Raw genomic sequence first — 18,104 nt, 5'->3', positions numbered from 1 at the left:
GCCGCTCCCCTAGAGTCACTTCGTGCTGTTTGGAATGGTGTGCGCCCTTGGTGCGGCGGTCTGCTTCGGTACGGCGACGGTGTTGCAGGCGGTGGCCGCGCGGTCGGCGGGCGCCGAGGGGGGTGGCGGCGGGGACGCGGCGCTGCTGCTGCGGGCGCTGCGGCAGTGGCGGTACCTCGCCGGTCTCGCGCTGGACGGGCTGGGCTTCCTGCTCCAGATCGCGGCCCTGCGCTCGGTGCCCATCTACGCGGTGGGCGCGGCGCTGGCGGCCAGCCTCGCGGTGACGGCAGTGGTGGCGGCGCGACTGCTGCGGGTCCGGCTGAGCGGGGTGGAGTGGGCCGCCGTCGGGGTGGTGTGCGCGGGGCTCGCCATGCTGGGGCTGGCCTCGGGCACCGAGGGCGACCGGGACGGGGCGGACTGGCTGCGGTACGCGATGGTCGCGGCGGCGGTGGGCGTGCTGCTGCTCGGTGGGGTCGGCGGGCGCCTGTCCGGCCGGACCCGGGCGCTGCTGCTGGGGCTCGGCGCCGGGTTCGGGTTCGGGGTGGTGGAGGTCGCGGTACGGCTGATCGACTCGCTGCGGGTGGGGGATCTGCTGGGCAACCCCGCCTCCTATGCGCTGCTGCTCGGTGGCGGCGCCGCGTTCCTGCTGCTCACCTCGGCCCTCCAGCGGGGCTCGGTGACGACCGCGACGGCCGGGATGGTGCTCGGCGAGACGATCGGGCCGGCCGCCGTGGGGGTGGTCTGGCTCGGGGACCGTACGCGGGAGGGGCTGGGGTGGCTCGCGGCGCTGGGGTTCGCGGTGGCCGTGGCGGGGGCGCTGGCGCTGGCGCGGTTCGGGGAGGCGCCGGCGGACTAGGTGCGGTGCGTCTCACGGCGCGGGGGTCCGGTCCGTCCGGCGGGCGCGGCGCGCACGTGGCTGAGCGCGCAGTTCCCCGCGCCCCTGTTCCGCCCGGCCCCTCTCACGGCAGCACCCGGCACAACGCCTCCAGCGCACCCGCCCACGCGCTGTCCGGTGGTGTGCCGTAGCCGACGACCAGGGCGTCCAGGGGCTCGGTGACGGCCTCGGGGTGGCGGTGGTAGGCGAGGCCGTGCAGGGCCAGGCCCTGCCATGCCGCCGCCTGGACCACCGACGACTCCGTGCCGGGCGGCAGCCGCAGGACCGCGTGCAGGCCGGCCGCGATCCCCGTGACCTTCACCTCCGGTGCCCGCTCGGTGACGGCGGTGGCGAGGGCGTCGCGGCGGCGGCGGTAGCGCAGCCGGGAGGAGCGGACGTGGCGGTCGTAGGCGCCGGAGGTGAGGAACTCCGCGAGGGTGAGCTGTTCCAGCACGCCGACGGTGTCGGCCTGGCCCTTGACCGAGGCCGCCTCCGCCGCGAGGGCCGGCGGGAGCACCATCCAGCCCAGCCGCAGTCCGGGCGCGAGCGACTTGCTGGCCGTGCCGAGGTAGACGACCCGGTCGGGGGCGAGGCCCTGCAACGCGCCGACGGGCTGGCGGTCGTAGCGGAACTCGCCGTCGTAGTCGTCCTCCAGGACCAGCCCGCCGGTGCGCCGGGCCCAGGCGACGACGGCGGCCCGGCGGTCGGGGTGCAGGGCGGTGCCCATGGGGAACTGGTGGGCCGGGGTCAGCAGCACCGCGCCGGCGGCCTCCGGCACGACGGGATCGGTGCCCAGGGCGTCGTACGGCAGTGCGGGCGTGGCCATGCCCGCGCTGCGCAGCAGGGCCCAGTGGACGTCGAGGCCGTACGACTCCACGGCCACCGTCCGCACCCCGCGGGCCCGCAGCACCTTGCCGAGGACGGTCAGGGCGTGCGAGAAGCCCGCGGTGATCAGGATCGCGTCGGGGTCGGTGCGCACGCCGCGGGCCCGGGCGAGGTAGCCGGCGAGGGCGGCGCGCAGTTCGGGGCGCCCGCGCGGGTCGCCGTAGCCGAGGGCGTGGAAGGGGGCCGTGGCCAGGGCCCGGCGGGTGGCCTTCAGCCACTCGGTGCGCGGGAAGGCGGCGAGATCGGGGCTGCCGGGGACGAGGTCGTGGAGCGGGCGGGCGGGGGCGCGGTGCGAGGTCGCCGGAATGGTGCCGGGGGGTGTGCCGAGGGCGGAGCGGGTACGGGTGCCGGAGGGCGCGCCGGTACCGGGCGTACCGGGTGCCACGCGGGTGCCGGAGCCCTGGCGGGCCGTGAGCCAGCCCTCGGCGACCAGGTCGGCGTAGGCCTCGGCGACGGTGTTGCGGGCGATGCCGAGGTCGGCGGCGAGGGAGCGGGAGGACGGCAGCCGGGTGCCGGGGGCGAGCCGGCCGGAGCGGACCGCGTCCCGCAGGGCGTCGGTCAGGCCCCGGCGCAGACCGCCCGCCCCGCTCGGTTCGAGGTGCAGGTCGACGCCCAGAGTGGCCCACGATTCCGCCATGGAAATGGACCATACTCCTGGGCTGCCTCGCTCCTAGAGTCGAGGCATGACCACTGCACAGGAAACCGTCGAATACGCCGCCGAAGAAGCCCCGCGCCTGCCCTGGACCGAGCACGCCCCGGACGTCTACAAGGCCATGGTCCGTCTGGACAGCGTCGCCAAGCGGGGCCTGGACCCCAAGCTGTACGAGCTGGTGAAGATCCGCGCCTCGCAGCTCAACCACTGCGCCTTCTGCCTCGACATGCACACCAAGGACGCCCTCGCCGCCGGTGAGAGCGTCGAGCGGGTCGTGCAGCTCAGCGCCTGGCAGGAGTCCCGGCACTTCTACACCGAGAAGGAGCTGGCCGCGATCGAGCTGACCGAGGCGGTCACCGTCCTGACGGACGGTTTCGTGCCGGAGGAGGTGTACGAGCGGGCCGCCGAGCACTTCCAGGAGGCCGAGCTGGCCCAGCTCGTCGCCGCGATCGCGGTGATCAACGCCTGGAACCGGTTCGGCGTGACCTTCCGGATGACCCCGGGCCACTACCAGCCCGGTCAGCACGGGTGAGCCGTAGCCCGGCGCCGGACAAGGCCGAGCGGTTCCGCGCGCTCCACCGGGGACGCGCCCCGGGGGACCCGCTGGTGCTGCCCGGGCCGTGGGACGCGGCGAGCGCGCGGGTGCTGGAGGCCGCCGGGTTCCCGGCGCTGGCCACACCGAGCGCCGGGATCGCCGCGTCCCTCGGGTACGCGGACGGAACCACTCCGGCCGACGAGATGTTCACGGCGGTCGCGCGGATCACGCGGGCCGTGGACGTGCCGGTGTCGGCGGACGTCGAGGGAGGGTACGGGCTCGGCGCGGAGGAACTGGTCGAGCGGCTGCTGGAGGCGGGGGCCGTCGGCTGCAACCTGGAGGACTCCGAGCAGGGCGTGCTCAAGGACCCGCACGAGCACGCCGGGTTCCTCGCCGAGGTCCGGGAAGCGGCCGCCGGCCGGCTGTTCGTCAACGCCCGCGTGGACACCTTCGTCCGCGGCGACGGCGATCCCGGACGGGCCGTCGAGCGGGCCGCCCTGTACGTGGCGGCGGGCGCGGACTGCGTGTATCCGATCCTCGCCCCCGTGGACGTGCTGCCCCTGCTGCGGGCCGGGATCCAGGGCCCGCTGAACGTTCTGGCCGGGCTGGACGGGGACGGCCCCGCGCCCGCCGTGCTCGGCGGACTCGGGGCCACCCGGGTCACTTTCGGGCCGGCCCTCCAGCGGCGGGCCGGGGCCGCGCTGCGGGAGACCGCCGGCGGCCTGCTGGCCTGACGCCGGTCAGGACAGCCACCTCTTCCACACGGCGGGGTGGCTGTCCACCCACCTCTTCGCCGCCTCCTGCGGGTCCAGCTTCTGTTCGGCGATCATCAGCGAGACCTCGTTCTGGTCCTCCGTGGTCCACCGGAACTTCTTCAGGAAGGCCGCGGCCTTCCCGCCGGACTTCGCGAAGCCGGCGTTGAGGTACTTCTGGAGCGGGGTGTGCGGGTAGGAGCAGGCCACCTCGGCCGCGTCCGCGTCGCAGCCCTCCTTGTACGGCGGCAGCTTCACCTCCGTCATCGGCACCTTCTCGAACAGCCACTGGGGCGAGTACCAGTAGGTCAGGAAGGGCTTCTTCTCCTTGGCGAACTGCTTCATCTGGGTGATCTGGGCCGCCTCGGAACCGGCGAAGACCACCTGGTAGTCCAGTTTCAGGTTCTTCACCAGCGCCTTGTCGTTGGTGACGTAGGACGGGGAGCCGTCCATGAGCTGGCCCTTGCCGCCGCTCTCCGCGGTGCGGAAGAGCGGGGCGTACTTGTTGAGGTTCCGCCAGTCGGTGATGTCGGGGTGCTCCTTGGCGAGGTACGTCGGCACGAACCAGCCGATGTGCCCGGTCACCCCGAGGTCGCCGCCGCGCGCGATCGTCTTCTTGTCCTGGACGTACCGCTTCTCCTGGTCCGGGTGGCCCCAGTCCTCCAGGAGGGCGTCGACCCGGCCCTGGCTGAGCGCGTCCCACGCGGGCACCTCGTCGACCTGGACGGTGTCCACGCGGTAGCCGAGCTTGTGCTCCAGGATGTACTGGGCGACGGCCACGTCGGACTGCGCGCCCACCCAGGACTGCACGGACAGGGTGACCGACTTGGCGCCCCCGGCGTTCGCGAAGGGCGAGGCCTGTTTGGTCATGTCGGCGGCGCCGCAGCCGGTCGCGGTCAGCAGCACCAGCGAGCCCAGCAGGGCGGTCGTACGACGTCGCATGTCAGGCTCCCTTCTTCGCGCGCCGCTCGGTCGGCTGGGTCACCCGGTCCAGCATCAGGCCCAGGCAGACGATGGCGGCACCGGCGACCAGGCCGGTCGCCAGGTCGCCCTGGGCGAGGCCGAACGCGACGTCGTAGCCGAGGGCACCGCCGCCGACCAGGCCGCCGATGATGACGACGGCGAGGACCAGCACCACGCCCTGGTTGACGGCGAGCAGCAGCGCGCGCCGGGCCAGCGGGAGCTGGACCTGCCACAGCTGCTGGCGGCCGGTCGCGCCCAGCGAGCGCGCGGACTCCAGCGCGGCCTGGTCGACCTGGCGCAGGCCCTGCGCGGTGATCCGGACGACGGCCGGCAGGGCGTAGACGACGGCCGCGGCGACGGCGGGCGCGCGGCCGACGCCGAACAGCGCGACGACCGGGATCAGGTACACGAACTGCGGCATGGTCTGGAACACGTCCAGGACCGGGCGCAGGGCGCGTTCGACGCGGTCGCTGCGGGCGGCGGCGATACCGGCCGCGAAGCCGAGGACGAGGGTGACGGCGACGGCGGCCAGCACCTGGGAGAGGGTGTCGAGCGACGGCTCCCACACGCCGAGGACACCGATCGCGGCCATGGCGAGGACGGCGGTCAGCGCGGTGCGCCAGGTGCCGATCAGCCAGGCCAGGGCGGCGACGACGAGCAGCACCGACCACCAGGGCAGCCACTGCAGGCCGTCGCGGACCGGGTCCAGGACCCAGGTGGTGAAGTGGCCCGCCCAGTCGGCGGTGCCGCCGACGACCGGGACGCCTGAGTACAGGTGGGCGGTCATCCAGTCGACGGCCCGGTTGACCGGCTCGGCGATGCCCAGGGTCCAACCGGACGGCCAGTCCGGCGCGCCCAGGAGGCGGGTGACGAGGGCGACGGCCACGGGGACGGCGAGGGCGTACGGCCAGCCGATCGTACGGGGACGGGTGGTGCCGTCCCCGGCGGCGGCGGTCACGCGGTCCAGGACCACCGCGAGCAGCACGATGGGGATCCCGGCCGCGAGGGCCGCGCCGACGTCGACGGAGGCGAGGGCCTGGTAGACGCGGTCGCCGAGGCCGCCCGCGCCGATGACGGCGGCGATCACGGCCATGGACAGCGCCATCATGATCGTCTGGTTGAGACCGAGGAGGAGTTCCTTGCGGGCCAGCGGGACACGGGCGGTCAGCAGCCGCTGGCGACGGGTCGCGCCGAGCGACTCCACGGCCTCCAGGACTTCGGGGTCGGCCCCGCGCAGGCCGAGCGCGGTGAGGCGGGCCATCGGCGGGGCGGCGTAGACGACGGTGGCGAGGACGGCCGCGGGGACGCCGATGCCGAAGACCAGGACGACGGGGAGGAGGTAGGCGAAGGCCGGGAGCACCTGCATGGTGTCCAGGACCGGGCGCAGGGCGCGGTCCAGGCGGTCGGAGAGGCCGGCGGCCAGGCCGAGGAGCGCGCCGACGACGACGGAGGCGAGGACCGCCACGACCATCAGCGCGAGGGTCTGCATGGTCGGCACCCACATGCCGAGGGCACCGCAGGCGAGGAAGGCGACGGCCGTGCCGGCGGCCAGCCGGACACCGGCCACGCGCCAGGCGAGCAGCGCGGCGAAGGCCGTCACGCCTGCCCAGCCGGCGGCGAGGAGGGTGAGGTAGACGGCTCGTACGGCCCAGATGACGGCGTTGCTGACGTAGCCGAAGAAGTACAGGAACAGGGGGTGGCTGTCCCGGTTGTCGATGACCCAGTCGCTGGCGGTGGCGAGGGGTTTGTCGAGGTGGACCGTCAGCGCGTGCGGCCAGGAGCCGTTGCCCCAGCGGTCGAGGAACGGCAGGAGGAGCGCGGTGAGGAGGGCGAGCAGGAGGAGCTTGCCCGCGGCTCGGCTTCTGAGGACGCGGGGTTCGCCCGCGCCGGCGGTCGGGATGCTGAGCGTCGCCATCAGACGGCCTCCGGGGTGGTGCGGGGGCCGGGCGCGGTCGCTTGCCGGTGCCGGCCGGGCGCCGCCTTCCGCGGGACGGGCGCCGCCCCGGCGGCACGACCGCCCGCGGCTGTGGCGGCATCGTGGTCCCTCGCTGACGTCGCCGTCGTGTCCACACCCGCCACCACGCCGAGCAGTTGCTCGTGGTCCACCACGCCGAGGCAGCGGCCCTCGTCCATGACGCGGGCCGGGGTGCCCGCGCGGGCCACCGCCTCGATGGCCTCGGCCACCGTGGCCTCGGGGCGTACCGCGGGGCCGTCGGCCGTTTCGGCGGCGGAGGCCGGGCGCATCGCCGTACGTGCGGTCATCACCTGTTCACGCGGCACGTCCCGGACGAACTCGCGGACGTAGTCGTCGGCCGGGTCCCCGACGATCTCCTCGGGGGTGCCCAGCTGGACCACCTGGCCGTCGCGCATCAGGGCGATGCGGTCGCCGAGCTTGAGGGCCTCGGTGAGGTCGTGGGTGATGAAGACCATCGTGCGGCCCTCCTCGCGGTGCAGGCGGGCCACCTCGTCCTGCATGTCGCGCCGGATGAGCGGGTCCAGGGCGCTGAACGGCTCGTCGAAGAGCAGCACTTCGGGGTCCACCGCCAGCGCCCGGGCGAGGCCCACGCGCTGGCGCTGGCCGCCGGAGAGCTGGCCGGGGCGGCGCCTCTCCATGCCTTCGAGACCGACCTTGGCGATGAACTCGGCGGCACGTTCGCGGCGTTCGGACTTGCCGACGCCCTGGATCTCCAGACCGTAGGCGACGTTGTCGAGGACCGTGCGGTGCGGCAGGAGGCCGAAGTGCTGGAAGACCATCGCGGCCCGGTGCCGGCGCAGCTCGCGCAGACGGGCCTTGTCCATCGCGCGGACGTCCTCGCCGTCGATGGCGATCGTGCCCGCCGTCGGCTCGATCAGGCGGGTCAGGCAGCGGACGAGGGTGGACTTGCCGGAGCCGGACAGGCCCATCACGACGAAGACCTCGCCCTTGCGGACGTCGAAGGAGACGTCCCGGACGGCTGCCGTGCAGCCGGTGCGGGAGCGGAGTTCGGCGGGGGTCAGCGTGCCGAGTTCCGGGTCCGCGGGGACGCGCTCGGGCTTGGGGCCGAACACCTTCCACAGTCCGGACACCGAGAAGACGGGCTCGGTCGTGGTGGGCGGCTTGCGGGTGGGGACGGTGAGACTCATCGGTCACCTCCGATCAGGTCGACGGCCTTCTCCCCGACCATGAGCACCCCGATCATCGGGTTCACGGCGGTCATGGTCGGGAAGACGGACGCGTCGGCGATGCGAATGCCGTCGAGGCCCCGGATCCTCAACTCCGGGTCGACCACGGCGAGTTCGTCGTCGGCGGCGCCCATCTTGCAGGTGCCGGCCGGGTGGTAGACGGTGTGCGCGACCTTGCGTGCGTACTCGCTCAGCTCGGCGTCGCCGAGGATCTCGGGGCCGGGGCAGACCTCGCGCTTGAGCCAGCCGGCCAGCGGCTCGGTCTTCGCGATCTCCCGGGCGATGCGGATGCCGTCGACGAGGGTCCGCGCGTCGTAGTCGTCCTCGTCGGTGAAGTAGCGGAAGTCGAGCGCCGGCTTGACGGCGGGGTCGGCGCTGGTCAGGTAGAGGCGGCCGCGGCTCTTCGGCTTGGGGATGTTGGGGGTCATCGAGACGCCGTACCGCGGGCGTTCGTAGCCCAGGCGCTCCGGGTTGTCCGTGAACGGGATCTGGTAGAAGTGGAACATCAGGTCCGGGCCCGCGTGCGCGGGGTCGCGGCGGACGAACAGGCCCGCGTCGGAGTCCATCGCGGAGTTCTCCGGGATCGGGCCGTGGGTCTCCCAGACGATGACCGACTCGGGGTGGTCGAGCAGGTTCTCGCCGACGCCCGGCAGGTCGTGGACGACGGGGATGCCGAGCGCTTCGAGGTCCTCGGCGGGGCCGATGCCCGAGTGGAGCAGCAGGCGCGGGGAGTCGACGGCGCCCGCGCACAGGACGACCTCGTGACGGGCGCGGACCAGCAGTTCCTCGCCGTCCTTGGTGCGCACGTGGACGCCCTCGGCCCGGGTGCCGTCCAGCTCCAGCTTGTACGCCCAGGTCTCCAGGAAGATGCGGAGGTTGGGGCGTTCGTCCATCACCGGGTGCAGGTACGCCACCGACGCCGAGGAGCGCTTGTTGGTCTCGGGGTGGTAGGCGAGGTCGAAGAAGCCGACGCCCTCGGTGAACGGCTTGCGGTTGAAGCCCTCGACCCGGGGTACCCCGAGCGCCGACCGGGCCGCGTCGACGAAGTCGCGGGCGATGGCGTTCCGGTCCTTCTCGTCGACGGAGACGATGTTGTTCTTGAGGCGGGCGAAGTAGGCCTCCATGGGGACGGCGCCCCAGCCCTTGGCGCCGGCCTCCTCCCACTCGTCCCAGTCGGAGGGCAGGGGCTTGAACGAGATGAGGGTGTTGTGCGAGGAGCAGCCGCCGAGGACGCGGGCGCGGCTGTGCCGGATGTGGGAGTTGCCGCGGGGCTGTTCCACCGTCGGGTAGTCGTAGTCGAGTTCGCCGCCGAGCAGGCCCATCCAGCGGCGCAGGGTGAGGACGTCGTCGCGGCCGACATCGCTCGGGCCGCCCTCGATGACGGCGACGGTGACGTCGGGGTCCTCGGTGAGGCGGGAGGCGATGACGGAGCCCGCCGTGCCGCCGCCGATGACGACGTAGTCGTAGACGTGGGTGGTGTGGGACATGGGGGTGCTGCTCCAGGTGGGGACGGACTGCTCGCGGGGCGGGGCTCAGCCGGCGAACCAGCGCACCGGCTTCGGCGCGAGGTTCTGGTAGACGTGCTTGGTCTCGCGGTACTCGGCGAGGCCGGCGGGCCCCAGCTCGCGGCCGGTGCCGCTCCTGCCGAAGCCGCCCCACTCCGCCTGCGGCAGGTAGGGGTGGAAGTCGTTGATCCAGACGGTGCCGTGGCGCAGCCGGGCGGCGACCCTGCGGGCCCGGCCGGCGTCGGAGGTCCAGACGGCGCCCGCGAGGCCGTACTCGGTGTCGTTGGCGAGGAAGACGGCCTCCTCCTCGGTGCGGAAGGTCTCGACGGTGAGGACCGGGCCGAAGACCTCCTCGCGGACGACCCTCATCTCGCGGTGGCAGGCGTCGAGGACGGTCGGCTCGTAGAACCAGCCGGTCTCGGGGCGCTGCGCTGACGGCTCCGGCCGCTTGCCGCCGCAGCGCAGTACGGCACCCTCTTCGAGCGCGGAGGCGACGTACGCCTCGACCTTGGCGCGCTGCTGCTCGGAGACGAGCGGACCGCACTCGACGCCGTCGGCCGTGCCCCGGCCGAGCCTGATCCGCTGGGCCCGGCGGGAGAGTTCGGCGACGAAGCGCTCGCGGACCGACTCCTCGACGATGAGGCGGGCGCCGGCCGAGCAGACCTGGCCGCTGTGGATGAAGGCCGCGTTGAGGGCCTGGTCGACGGCGGTGTCGAAGCCCTCCTCGGTGGCGCAGGCGTCGGCGAAGACCACGTTGGGGTTCTTGCCGCCGAGTTCGAGGGCCACCTTCTTGACGGTGGGCGCGGCGGCCTGGGCGACCTTGGTGCCGCTGGCCAGGCCGCCGGTGAAGGAGACCAGGTCGACGTCGGGGTGCTCGGCGAGCCGGGCGCCGACCGTGTGGCCGGGGCCGGTGACGAGGTTGGCCACGCCCGCGGGCAGGCCGGCCTCGGCCAGCAGGTCGATCAGGGCGATGGTGGTCATCGGGGTGATCTCGCTGGGCTTGATCACGAAGGTGTTGCCGGCGGCGAGCGCCGGGGCGATCTTCCAGCTGGCCTGGAGGAGCGGGTAGTTCCAGGGGGTGATCAGCGCGCAGACGCCGACCGGTTCGTGGACGACCACGCTGTGGATGTCGGGCGAGCCCGCGTCGACGACCCGGCCCGGGGCCTCGGCGGCGACCAGGTCGGCGAAGTAGCGGAAGGCGTCGGCGACGCAGGTGATGTCGACGCGGCCCTCCTCGACGGTCTTGCCCGCGTCCCGGCTCTCCAGCAGGCCGAGCTCCTCGCGGTCGCGCACCAGCAGGTCGGCGACGCGGCGCAGCAGGGCGGCGCGCTCGGCGACCGGGGTGCGCGGCCAGGGACCGTGGTCGAAAGCGTGCCGGGCGGCGGCCACCGCGCGTTCGGCGTCCTTCTCGTCGCCCTCGGCGACCACGGCGAACGGCCGGGCGTCCGCGGGGTCGAGGATCTCCCGGGTCGCGCCGGAGATCGCCGCCAGCCACTCGCCGCCCGCGTGGATGGTCGCCCGGGCGTGTCGTTCCGTTCTGTCCGCCATGATCGGTGTCGCCTTCCGTCTTCGATTCGTGTCCCTGCGTGACAGGGCTGCCTCGGCTGGGGACCGTCGCCGCCTGCCCAGGGCCTTCGCGTCGCATGCGCAATCGGTGGCCGAAAGTGCGCCGCGTCACTGAAAATGCGGTCGAAAAGGGACAAAAGTAGGGTGAGGAGGGGTGTCGGGAGGTGGCGCGATGGCTCGTGGATCGCGACTCTGTGCGGGGGCAAGCATCACCGCGGCCCTGCTGATCCCGCTCGCCCTGCCCGGTACGGCCCCCGCCGTGCCCCCCACGGCACCCGCTCCGGCCACCGCTCCGGCCGTCACCGCGCCCGCTCTCCCGGCCCTGGTCCGCTCCGACGGCACCCCGAAGATCCCCGCCGCCGACGGCCCGAGCGCCCGCGCCCTCGCGGAGGAGGCGCGGAGGAATCTGCTCAGGGCGCGCTCGGTGCACCTGAAGTTCACGGATCACCGCGCGAGCGCCGACCGGACCGCCCCGGCCTCGCTGGAGCTGACGCTCGACCGCTCCGGCAACTGCGTGGGCAAGCTGGTCATGGGCGCGGACGGCGGCAGCGTCGCGCTGGTCAAGCGGGGCGACCAGGTGTGGATGAAGCCGGACACCGCCTTCTGGAAGGCCCAACTACCGGGCAGCCGGGGCGACACCGTGGCCGCCCGCCTGAAGAACCGCTATCTGCACGGCTCCACGAAGGACACCGTGCTCAGGGCCATGTCCGGCACCTGCGACCTGACCGCCTTCCAGAAGGAGGCCGCCGCCGAGTCCTCCCCCCACACCACGCTGACCAAGGGCGAGGAGACGAAGGTCGACGGCACGAAGGTGATCCCGCTGACCGGTACCGAGCACAGCGGGAAGAAGATCACCCTCTACGTCACCTCGGCCGGCCCGCACCGCCTGGTCCGGGCCACCCGGCAGGGCCCCGGCACCGACCAGGACCTGACCTTCACGGGCTACGACGAGCCGGTCCCGTCGGCCACCCCGGCCCCGGCGCAGTCCGTGGACATCTCCGAGCTCCAGCGCGAACTAGAGCACACCTGACCCCTGGAGCATCAGTTCCCGTACGCAGCCGCGCAACCAGGCGTGGGCCGGGTCGGCGTCGTGCCGCGGGTGCCAGGCGAAGCCGATGTCGACGGCGGGCAGCGGGAGCGGGATCTCGAAGGTGACCAGGCCGAGGGCGTCGGCCAGCGGGCGGCCCCACTGGCTGAACAGCCCGATCAGGTCGGTCTCGCGCAGCACGAACAACGAGGCCGGGTAGGTGCCGACGCTGCCCACCACCCGGCGTTCCAGGCCGAGTGAGGCGAGGGCGTCGTCGATCGGGCCACGCTGTCTGCCGCGCCGGGAGACGATGAGGTGTCCCGCCGCGCCGGCGAACCGCTCGGGGGTCAACTCGCCTTTGAGCAGCGGGTGTCCGGCCCGTACGACGCCCAGCATGCGGTCCTGGTGGACCGTCTCCACATGCACCTCGGGCGCGACCGAGTCGATCACCCCGACCTCCAGGTCGACGGTGCCCTGGCGCAGGAACGGGGCGTCGACGTGGCTCTCGCTCAGGAAGCGCAGGCGGATGCCGGGGGCCTCGCGGGCGGCGCGGGCGAAGAGGGCCGCGCCGTACATGGCGGCGATGGCGTCGTGGCCGAGGATCGTGAAGGTGCGGGTGACCTCGCGCAGGTCGGTGTCCCGGCCCGGCGTGAACAGGGCACGGGCCCGCTCCACGACCGCGCTGACCTCGGCGCGCACGGCGAGCGCGTGCGGGGTCGGCACCATCCGGCGGCCGGCGCGGACCAGCACCGGATCGCCGAGCGCCTTGCGGATGCGGCCCAGGGTGCGGCTCATCGCCGGCTCGGAGAGGTGCAGCCGACGGGCGGCGCCCTGCACGCTCTCCTCCTCCAGCAGCACGTCCAGCGCGACCAGCAGGTTCAGGTCCAGGCCCGTGGATTGCGTCATGTGCAGGTGTCCCTTGCGAAGGTTGCACTGGAAAGCAGGTATGGCGCGAGCCTACGGTGAGAGCGCATCCCACACCAGCCACCAGCTCCCGGGAGGAGCCGTGCCCGCGCACGCCCTGAAACGCTCGACCCTGCTGACCCTGTGCGCCTGTGTTCTGGTCGCGCAGAGCATGGTCGCCGCCATCAACCTGCTGATCCCGCAACTGGGTTCGTCGGACCTGCATCCCACGCACACCGAGATCCTTTGGACGGTCGACGCCTACGTCATCGTCTTCGCGGGCCTGCTGATCCCGGCCGGCGCGCTCGGCGACCGGCACGGCCGCAAGGGCGCCCTGCTCGCCGGCCTCGCCCTGTTCGCCGCGGGTGCCGCGACCAGCGCGCTCGCCCCCGGTCCGGTTCTGCTGATCGCCGGCCGGGGCATCTCGGGTGCCGGGGCCGCGCTGATCACCCCGGCGACGATGTCGGTCCTGGTGCATCTGGCCGGGCCCGAGCGGCGCGCCCAGGCGATGGCGTCCTGGACGCTGGCCATCGGGCTGGGCGGCATGGCGGGCAACCTGGGCGGCGGCCTGGTCGGCCAGTACCTGTCCTGGCGGGCGCTGTTCGCCGCGATGGTGCCGTTGGCGGCCGTCCTCGCCGCCGCGGTCGCGGTCACCACCCCGCGCACCGCCCGCTCCGCTCAGGGCAGCCCGGACCCGGTCGGCACCCTGCTGCTCACCGCGGGCCTGGTCGCCGTGCTGTTCGGCATCATCGAGGGCCCCGGCCACGGCTGGGCCTCGCCGCGCATCCTGACCGCGTTCGGCGCGGGCGCCCTGCTGGTGGCCGCCTTCACGGTCCACGCCCTGCGCTCCCGCGCCCCGCTGTTCGACCCGCGCGTCTTCCGCTCCGGCGGGCTGCGCGCGACCACGCTGGGCCTGGCGACCGGATTCTTCGGCCTGTTCGCGCTGTTCTTCATCAACTCGCAGTACCTGCAGGAGGTCAAGGGCTTCTCGCCCGCCGTGACCGGGATCGCGATCGCGCCGCTGATCGTCGGCATGGCCCTGGTCCCGAAGTTCGCCGCCCGCTGGTCGGCGCGTCCACGCCCGGTCGTCGGCACCGGGCTCGCCCTGATCGGTCTGGGCCTGCTCGCCGCGTCCACGGCGGACGCGCACACGCCCTACCCGCTCTATGCCTGCTGCCTGCTGGTCATCTCGGCGGGCACGGGGCTGGCCATGCCCGCACTCACCCTGGGCGTCGTCCTGTCCCTCCCCCCGCACCAGGCGGGCCTCGGCTCCGGCCTCGGCACCTCGGCCCGCGAGATCGGCGCGGCCCTCGGCGTCGCCGTCGCCGGCACGGCCCTGGCGGGCCACACCGACTTCGCCGGCGGGATGGGCCCGGCGCTGCGGACCGTCGGAGCGGTGGTCCTGCCGGCCGCGGCCCTGGTCGTCCTGGGCTACCGCCCCGCCGGCCGCGCCTCCCGGACGGCAACGGGCACGGGCACGAGCCCGCGGGCGGAGAAGGAGCCGGTGGCCTGAACACACCCGGGGGCCGCTCGGCAAACGCAACGAGGTCCCCTTCCGCCATCGCGGAAGGGGACCTCGTGTGTGGAGCGCCGGGCAGGCCTTGCACCTGCATCTCCCCGCAGGAAGCGGGGCGTCTTTCCTTGGACCACCAACGCATCACCTGGTGCCGGGTTTTCCGGCGGCCGGTGCGTGATCAACTATAGCGCACCGGCGCCGGGTCACACCACGTCAGATCAGATGAGGCCGAGGCCGCGGACCGCCTCGCGCTCCTCCTCAAGCTCCTTGACGGAGGCGTCGATGCGGGCGCGGGAGAACTCGTTGATGTCCAGGCCCTGGACGATCTCGTACTTGCCGTCCTTGCAGGTGACCGGGAAGGAGGAGATCAGGCCCTCCGGGACGCCGTAGGAGCCGTCCGACGGGATGCCCATGGAGGTCCAGTCGCCCTCGGCGGTGCCGTTGACCCAGGTGTGGACGTGGTCGATCGCGGCGTTGGCGGCGGAGGCGGCGGAGGACGCGCCACGGGCCTCGATGATCGCCGCACCGCGCTTGGCGACGGTCGGGATGAAGTCCTCGGCCAGCCACTTCTCGTCGTTCACGACCTCGGCGGCGTTCTTGCCGGCGACCGTGGCGTGGAAGATGTCCGGGTACTGGGTGGCGGAGTGGTTGCCCCAGATGGTGAGCCGCTTGATGTCGGAGACGCTGCTGCCCGTCTTCTTCGCCAGCTGGGTCAGCGCGCGGTTGTGGTCCAGGCGGGTCATCGCGGTGAAGCGCTCGGCCGGGACGTCCGGGGCGGCGGCCTGCGCGATGAGCGCGTTGGTGTTGGCCGGGTTGCCGACGACGAGGACCCGGATGTCGTCCGCCGCGTGGTCGTTGATGGCCTTGCCCTGCGGCTTGAAGATGCCGCCGTTGGCCTCCAGCAGGTCACCGCGCTCCATGCCCTTGGTGCGCGGACGGGCGCCCACCAGCAGGGCCACGTTGGCGCCGTCGAAAGCCACGTTCGGGTCGTCGGTGATGTCGATGCCCTGCAGCAGCGGGAAGGCGCAGTCGTCCAGCTCCATGGCCGTGCCCTCGGCGGCCTTCAGGGCCGGGGTGATCTCCAGGAGGCGCAAGCGGACCGGCACGTCCGCGCCGAGCAGCTGGCCCGAGGCGATGCGGAAGAGCAGGGCGTAACCGATCTGGCCGGCCGCGCCGGTGACGGTGACGTTCACGGGAGTGCGGGTCATGGCGTTCTCCGTATGACAGCTGGCGGTGGGGCGTCCCTGCCCCGGGCGGATGATCGATCTCTTGGCGTCAAGAGAGATCCAGCGGTCAGGCTATCGCGCATCCGGCAGGTGAGACGTCCGGGGCCGTGTGGCTCACCCCACAAGGGGATCAGGGGGATGTATCACCTGCCGGGGGTGGCGCCGGAGGGGTACGAAAAGGCGGCCGTCCGTCCGGGAGAGGAGGGACGGAGACGGCCGCCGGTGGGGGTACCGGCGTACCGGACTCCCGTGGGGGGACACCGTTCGCGTGCCCAGGATCCGGCGCCGTATGCGCCGTCTCCCGGAAATTCCCCCTCCGCTTCTTCCACGCGGCTCCGCGCGACCGCCGCGGCTAGTCCGTGCAGCCGGTCCGGCCCGAGGCGAGCGTGGCGCAGGCCGTGGCCTGTGCCGGGTCCTGTACGGCGACCATCGGGGTGTAGCCGATGGTGTCCCCCACGGCGGTGATGTCGCCCGTCTGCCGGACCTTGCCCACGGTCACCCGTACGGTGTCGCCCGGCGCGCCGCTGGTGATCCGGCCCCAGGCCGTGCCGCACGCCTTGCTGTAGCGGACCTCCAGGGTGGTGGTGCCGACGGTGGCGGTCTTCGCGGTGCTCACCAGGTCACCGCTGCACCCCATGGCCTCCGCGTCCTTGCCGGTGCAGGCGGCGCCGGCGCACTTCACGCCGGGGGGCGGACTGGTCCGTGCGGAGGCGGACGGGGAGGGTGACGTGCGGGCACCGGCGTCCGGGTCCCCGTCCCCACCCCGATGGGTGAGGAAGAGGACCCCGGCGATGAGCAGCCCGGTGCCGACCAGCCCCGCGAAGAACATCGCCACCTGCTGCCGGTGCACGGACCACCGACCGAGGGGACCCACGGTCCGCCTGCCGGCGGCTCCGCCGGGGGCGCCGGGGGTGCGGGCCGCGGCGCCTGTGGCTCCGCCGGGGACACCCGGGATGCGAGCCGTGGCGTCTGTGGCTCCGCCCGGGGCGCCCGGGGTCCGGGCTGGGGTGGCCGGGGTTCCGGTGGCGCGGCCCGGGGTGCGAGGGGAGACAGCCGGGGTTCCGACGGTGAGGCCCGGCGGCCAGACGGAGGTGCTCGGGTCTCCGCCGGCGGCGTCCGGGAACCGAACGGACGCGCCCGGGGCGCCGGCCGGGAGGCCCGGGGTCCGGGCGGGCGTGTCCGGGCTCAGGGGCGAGGAGGACGGGGTCCGCGCCGGGCCGGGCCGGGTGTTGCCCGGGCGGACGCTCGCCTTGGACGGACCCCGGTAACCGGCCACTCCCCAGGAGTTCTTGACGGGCGGGTCGTCATCGCCGGACGGGGTACGGGCGTCAGCGGTGGACGCGGCACGGATGTCATCGCCGGACACGGCACGAGCGTCACCACCGGACACGGCACGGACCGCATCGCCGGACACGGCACGAGCGTCACCACCGGACACGGCACGGACCGCATCGCCGGACACGGCACGAGCGTCACCACCGGACACGGCACGGACCGCATCGCCGGACACGGCACGAGCGTCACCACCGGACACGGCACGGACCGCATCGCCGGACACGGCACGGGCGTCACCGCCGGACGCGGTATCGGCACTGTCACCGGCGTCCGGGCCAGCGTCCGGCGCCGTACCCTGGCCGCTCCCCCTCGCCGTAACCGAGCCGTCGCCGCTGTCCCCGTCCGCGCCGGTCCCCGTACCGCCCGGCGCGCTGTCGCGGATGCCGGCGGCCTCCGAGGCGGTCGGCTGGGCCGGGATCTTCGGCGAGACAGCGGCGGGACCGGCGATCCCCAGCGCGGCCGCGAGGCCACCGCCCTCGCCCTCGCCCGCACCGGCATCCGTCGGGCCGTCCGGCCCTCCGGACGCACTCCCGGTCGCGCCTACGGACGTACTCCCACCGACGCCACCAGCCGCCACCGCAGCCCGACCCCCGGCCGCCCCGCCGGCCGGCCCCGCGGACCTGCCCTCGCCCGCACCGGCCGAACCCGCGGACGTACTGCCGACCGCACCGTCGACCGACCCCCCGGCCCGGCCCCCGGCCACGCCGCCTCGCCCCCCGGCGCCGCCGGTCGGAACCGTCGGTTTTCCTTCGGGTACGCGTGCCGTCTTCTTCGTCGGGTGGGCGAGGTCGCCCAGGGCCGCCTGGGAGTCGGTGACGTTGATGGCCTGGAGCGTGTGGTCGGCGTTCGACTCCGCTCGGGTCCAGGACCGTTCGGCCAGTTCCCACAGCGTGGTCAGGGGGGCGGGGTCGGTGCCCGTGGCCTCGGCGAGGGCGATGACCGCGCCCTTGGGGGCGAGGAGCCGGCCGCTCAGATAGCGCTCCCAGGACGTCCTGCCGTAGCCCGTGCGGTCGGCCAGTGCCGCGGTGCTCAGGCCGCCGCGGTCGGCCAGTTGCCGCAACTGGACGGTGAACTCCCGTATCTGCGGGTCCAGATCCTCCGGCAGGGCTTTCCACCGAGGCATCATCTACCCCCTCTTCCCCTCTTCCCCCGTCTTCCTTGCAGGTCGCGCGGTACGCGCTGACCAAAAGGATGCCAGGGCGG

The 18,104-nt window shown here is 73.8% G+C and carries 14 protein-coding genes; 5 read left to right on the top strand and 9 right to left on the bottom strand.

The window, feature by feature from the left end:
- Nucleotides 1-34 precede the first annotated feature (34 nt).
- Nucleotides 35-856 (top strand): hypothetical protein, encoded by an 822-nt coding sequence (locus C3492_RS32650; RefSeq protein ID WP_103816265.1) that lies wholly within the window; start codon nucleotides 35-37, stop codon nucleotides 854-856.
- 103 nt (nucleotides 857-959) lie between these two features.
- On the opposite strand, the gene C3492_RS32645 is transcribed toward C3492_RS32650, so the two are convergent.
- On the bottom strand, nucleotides 960-2,396 hold the full coding sequence (locus C3492_RS32645; RefSeq protein WP_103816264.1) for a PLP-dependent aminotransferase family protein: 1,437 nt from the start codon (nucleotides 2,394-2,396) through the stop codon (nucleotides 960-962).
- 46 nt (nucleotides 2,397-2,442) lie between these two features.
- Between C3492_RS32645 and C3492_RS32640 the strand changes: the two genes are divergently transcribed.
- Both C3492_RS32640 and C3492_RS32635 read left to right on the top strand, forming a co-directional pair.
- Nucleotides 2,443-2,943, top strand: a complete 501-nt coding sequence (locus C3492_RS32640; RefSeq protein WP_103816263.1) for a carboxymuconolactone decarboxylase family protein — start codon at nucleotides 2,443-2,445, stop codon at nucleotides 2,941-2,943.
- On the top strand, nucleotides 2,940-3,680 hold the full coding sequence (locus C3492_RS32635) for an isocitrate lyase/phosphoenolpyruvate mutase family protein (RefSeq protein WP_103816262.1): 741 nt from the start codon (nucleotides 2,940-2,942) through the stop codon (nucleotides 3,678-3,680). The genes C3492_RS32640 and C3492_RS32635 overlap by 4 nt, the downstream gene beginning before the upstream one ends.
- A gap of 6 nt (nucleotides 3,681-3,686) precedes the next feature.
- On the opposite strand, the gene C3492_RS32630 is transcribed toward C3492_RS32635, so the two are convergent.
- Genes C3492_RS32630 through C3492_RS32610 form a run of 5 tightly spaced genes read right to left on the bottom strand, consistent with a single transcriptional unit; the run spans nucleotide 3,687 to nucleotide 10,876 of the window.
- A complete protein-coding gene (locus C3492_RS32630) occupies nucleotides 3,687-4,640 on the bottom strand; it encodes an ABC transporter substrate-binding protein (RefSeq protein WP_103816261.1) in 954 nt (317 codons plus the stop codon).
- Nucleotide 4,641: 1 nt separating this feature from the next.
- Complete coding sequence (locus tag C3492_RS32625) at nucleotides 4,642-6,576, bottom strand: proline/glycine betaine ABC transporter permease (protein ID WP_103816260.1); 1,935 nt, start codon at nucleotides 6,574-6,576, stop codon at nucleotides 4,642-4,644.
- Nucleotides 6,576-7,784: a glycine betaine/L-proline ABC transporter ATP-binding protein gene (locus C3492_RS32620; RefSeq protein ID WP_103816259.1), complete on the bottom strand. Its 1,209-nt coding sequence runs from the start codon at nucleotides 7,782-7,784 to the stop codon at nucleotides 6,576-6,578. The genes C3492_RS32625 and C3492_RS32620 overlap by 1 nt, the downstream gene beginning before the upstream one ends.
- Entirely contained in the window at nucleotides 7,781-9,310 is a 1,530-nt protein-coding gene (locus C3492_RS32615; RefSeq protein ID WP_103816258.1) for a GMC family oxidoreductase, read from the bottom strand. The genes C3492_RS32620 and C3492_RS32615 overlap by 4 nt, the downstream gene beginning before the upstream one ends.
- 45 nt (nucleotides 9,311-9,355) lie before the next feature.
- Complete coding sequence (locus C3492_RS32610; RefSeq protein WP_103816257.1) at nucleotides 9,356-10,876, bottom strand: aldehyde dehydrogenase family protein; 1,521 nt, start codon at nucleotides 10,874-10,876, stop codon at nucleotides 9,356-9,358.
- Nucleotides 10,877-11,066: 190 nt separating this feature from the next.
- On the opposite strand from C3492_RS32610, the gene C3492_RS32605 reads away from it, so the two are divergent.
- Entirely contained in the window at nucleotides 11,067-11,924 is an 858-nt protein-coding gene (locus C3492_RS32605) for a hypothetical protein (protein WP_103816256.1), read from the top strand.
- On the opposite strand, the gene C3492_RS32600 is transcribed toward C3492_RS32605, so the two are convergent.
- A complete protein-coding gene (locus tag C3492_RS32600; RefSeq protein WP_103816255.1) occupies nucleotides 11,910-12,827 on the bottom strand; it encodes a LysR family transcriptional regulator in 918 nt (305 codons plus the stop codon). The genes C3492_RS32605 and C3492_RS32600 overlap by 15 nt on opposite strands.
- A gap of 100 nt (nucleotides 12,828-12,927) precedes the next feature.
- Between C3492_RS32600 and C3492_RS32595 the strand changes: the two genes are divergently transcribed.
- Nucleotides 12,928-14,337 (top strand): MFS transporter, encoded by a 1,410-nt coding sequence (locus tag C3492_RS32595; RefSeq protein ID WP_103816254.1) that lies wholly within the window; start codon nucleotides 12,928-12,930, stop codon nucleotides 14,335-14,337.
- A 221-nt stretch (nucleotides 14,338-14,558) separates the two neighbouring features.
- On the opposite strand, the gene C3492_RS32585 is transcribed toward C3492_RS32595, so the two are convergent.
- Both C3492_RS32585 and C3492_RS32580 read right to left on the bottom strand, forming a co-directional pair.
- Entirely contained in the window at nucleotides 14,559-15,548 is a 990-nt protein-coding gene (locus C3492_RS32585) for a malate dehydrogenase (protein WP_030641389.1), read from the bottom strand.
- A gap of 370 nt (nucleotides 15,549-15,918) precedes the next feature.
- The gene (locus tag C3492_RS32580; RefSeq protein ID WP_258056032.1) at nucleotides 15,919-18,027 is read right to left on the bottom strand and encodes an XRE family transcriptional regulator; all 2,109 of its coding nucleotides are present in this window, start codon (nucleotides 18,025-18,027) and stop codon (nucleotides 15,919-15,921) included.
- Nucleotides 18,028-18,104 lie beyond the last annotated feature (77 nt).

This window comes from Streptomyces sp. Ru62 (assembly GCF_002920615.1).
Classification (GTDB): Bacteria; Actinomycetota; Actinomycetes; order Streptomycetales; family Streptomycetaceae; genus Streptomyces.
This window is presented reverse-complemented; position numbering and strand designations above follow the sequence as displayed.

Bases quoted from the DNA above. Each gene is read 5' to 3' on its own strand.
- C3492_RS32650 (WP_103816265.1), top strand. From the start codon at position 35: ATGGTGTGCGCCCTTGGTGCGGCGGTCTGCTTCGGTACGGCGACGGTG.
- C3492_RS32645 (WP_103816264.1), bottom strand. From the start codon at position 2,396: ATGGCGGAATCGTGGGCCACTCTGGGCGTCGACCTGCACCTCGAACCG.
- C3492_RS32640 (WP_103816263.1), top strand. From the start codon at position 2,443: ATGACCACTGCACAGGAAACCGTCGAATACGCCGCCGAAGAAGCCCCG.
- C3492_RS32630 (WP_103816261.1), bottom strand. From the start codon at position 4,640: ATGCGACGTCGTACGACCGCCCTGCTGGGCTCGCTGGTGCTGCTGACC.
- C3492_RS32625 (WP_103816260.1), bottom strand. From the start codon at position 6,576: ATGGCGACGCTCAGCATCCCGACCGCCGGCGCGGGCGAACCCCGCGTC.
- C3492_RS32620 (WP_103816259.1), bottom strand. From the start codon at position 7,784: ATGAGTCTCACCGTCCCCACCCGCAAGCCGCCCACCACGACCGAGCCC.
- C3492_RS32615 (WP_103816258.1), bottom strand. From the start codon at position 9,310: ATGTCCCACACCACCCACGTCTACGACTACGTCGTCATCGGCGGCGGC.
- C3492_RS32610 (WP_103816257.1), bottom strand. From the start codon at position 10,876: ATGGCGGACAGAACGGAACGACACGCCCGGGCGACCATCCACGCGGGC.
- C3492_RS32605 (WP_103816256.1), top strand. From the start codon at position 11,067: ATGGCTCGTGGATCGCGACTCTGTGCGGGGGCAAGCATCACCGCGGCC.
- C3492_RS32600 (WP_103816255.1), bottom strand. From the start codon at position 12,827: ATGACGCAATCCACGGGCCTGGACCTGAACCTGCTGGTCGCGCTGGAC.
- C3492_RS32585 (WP_030641389.1), bottom strand. From the start codon at position 15,548: ATGACCCGCACTCCCGTGAACGTCACCGTCACCGGCGCGGCCGGCCAG.
- C3492_RS32580 (WP_258056032.1), bottom strand. From the start codon at position 18,027: ATGATGCCTCGGTGGAAAGCCCTGCCGGAGGATCTGGACCCGCAGATA.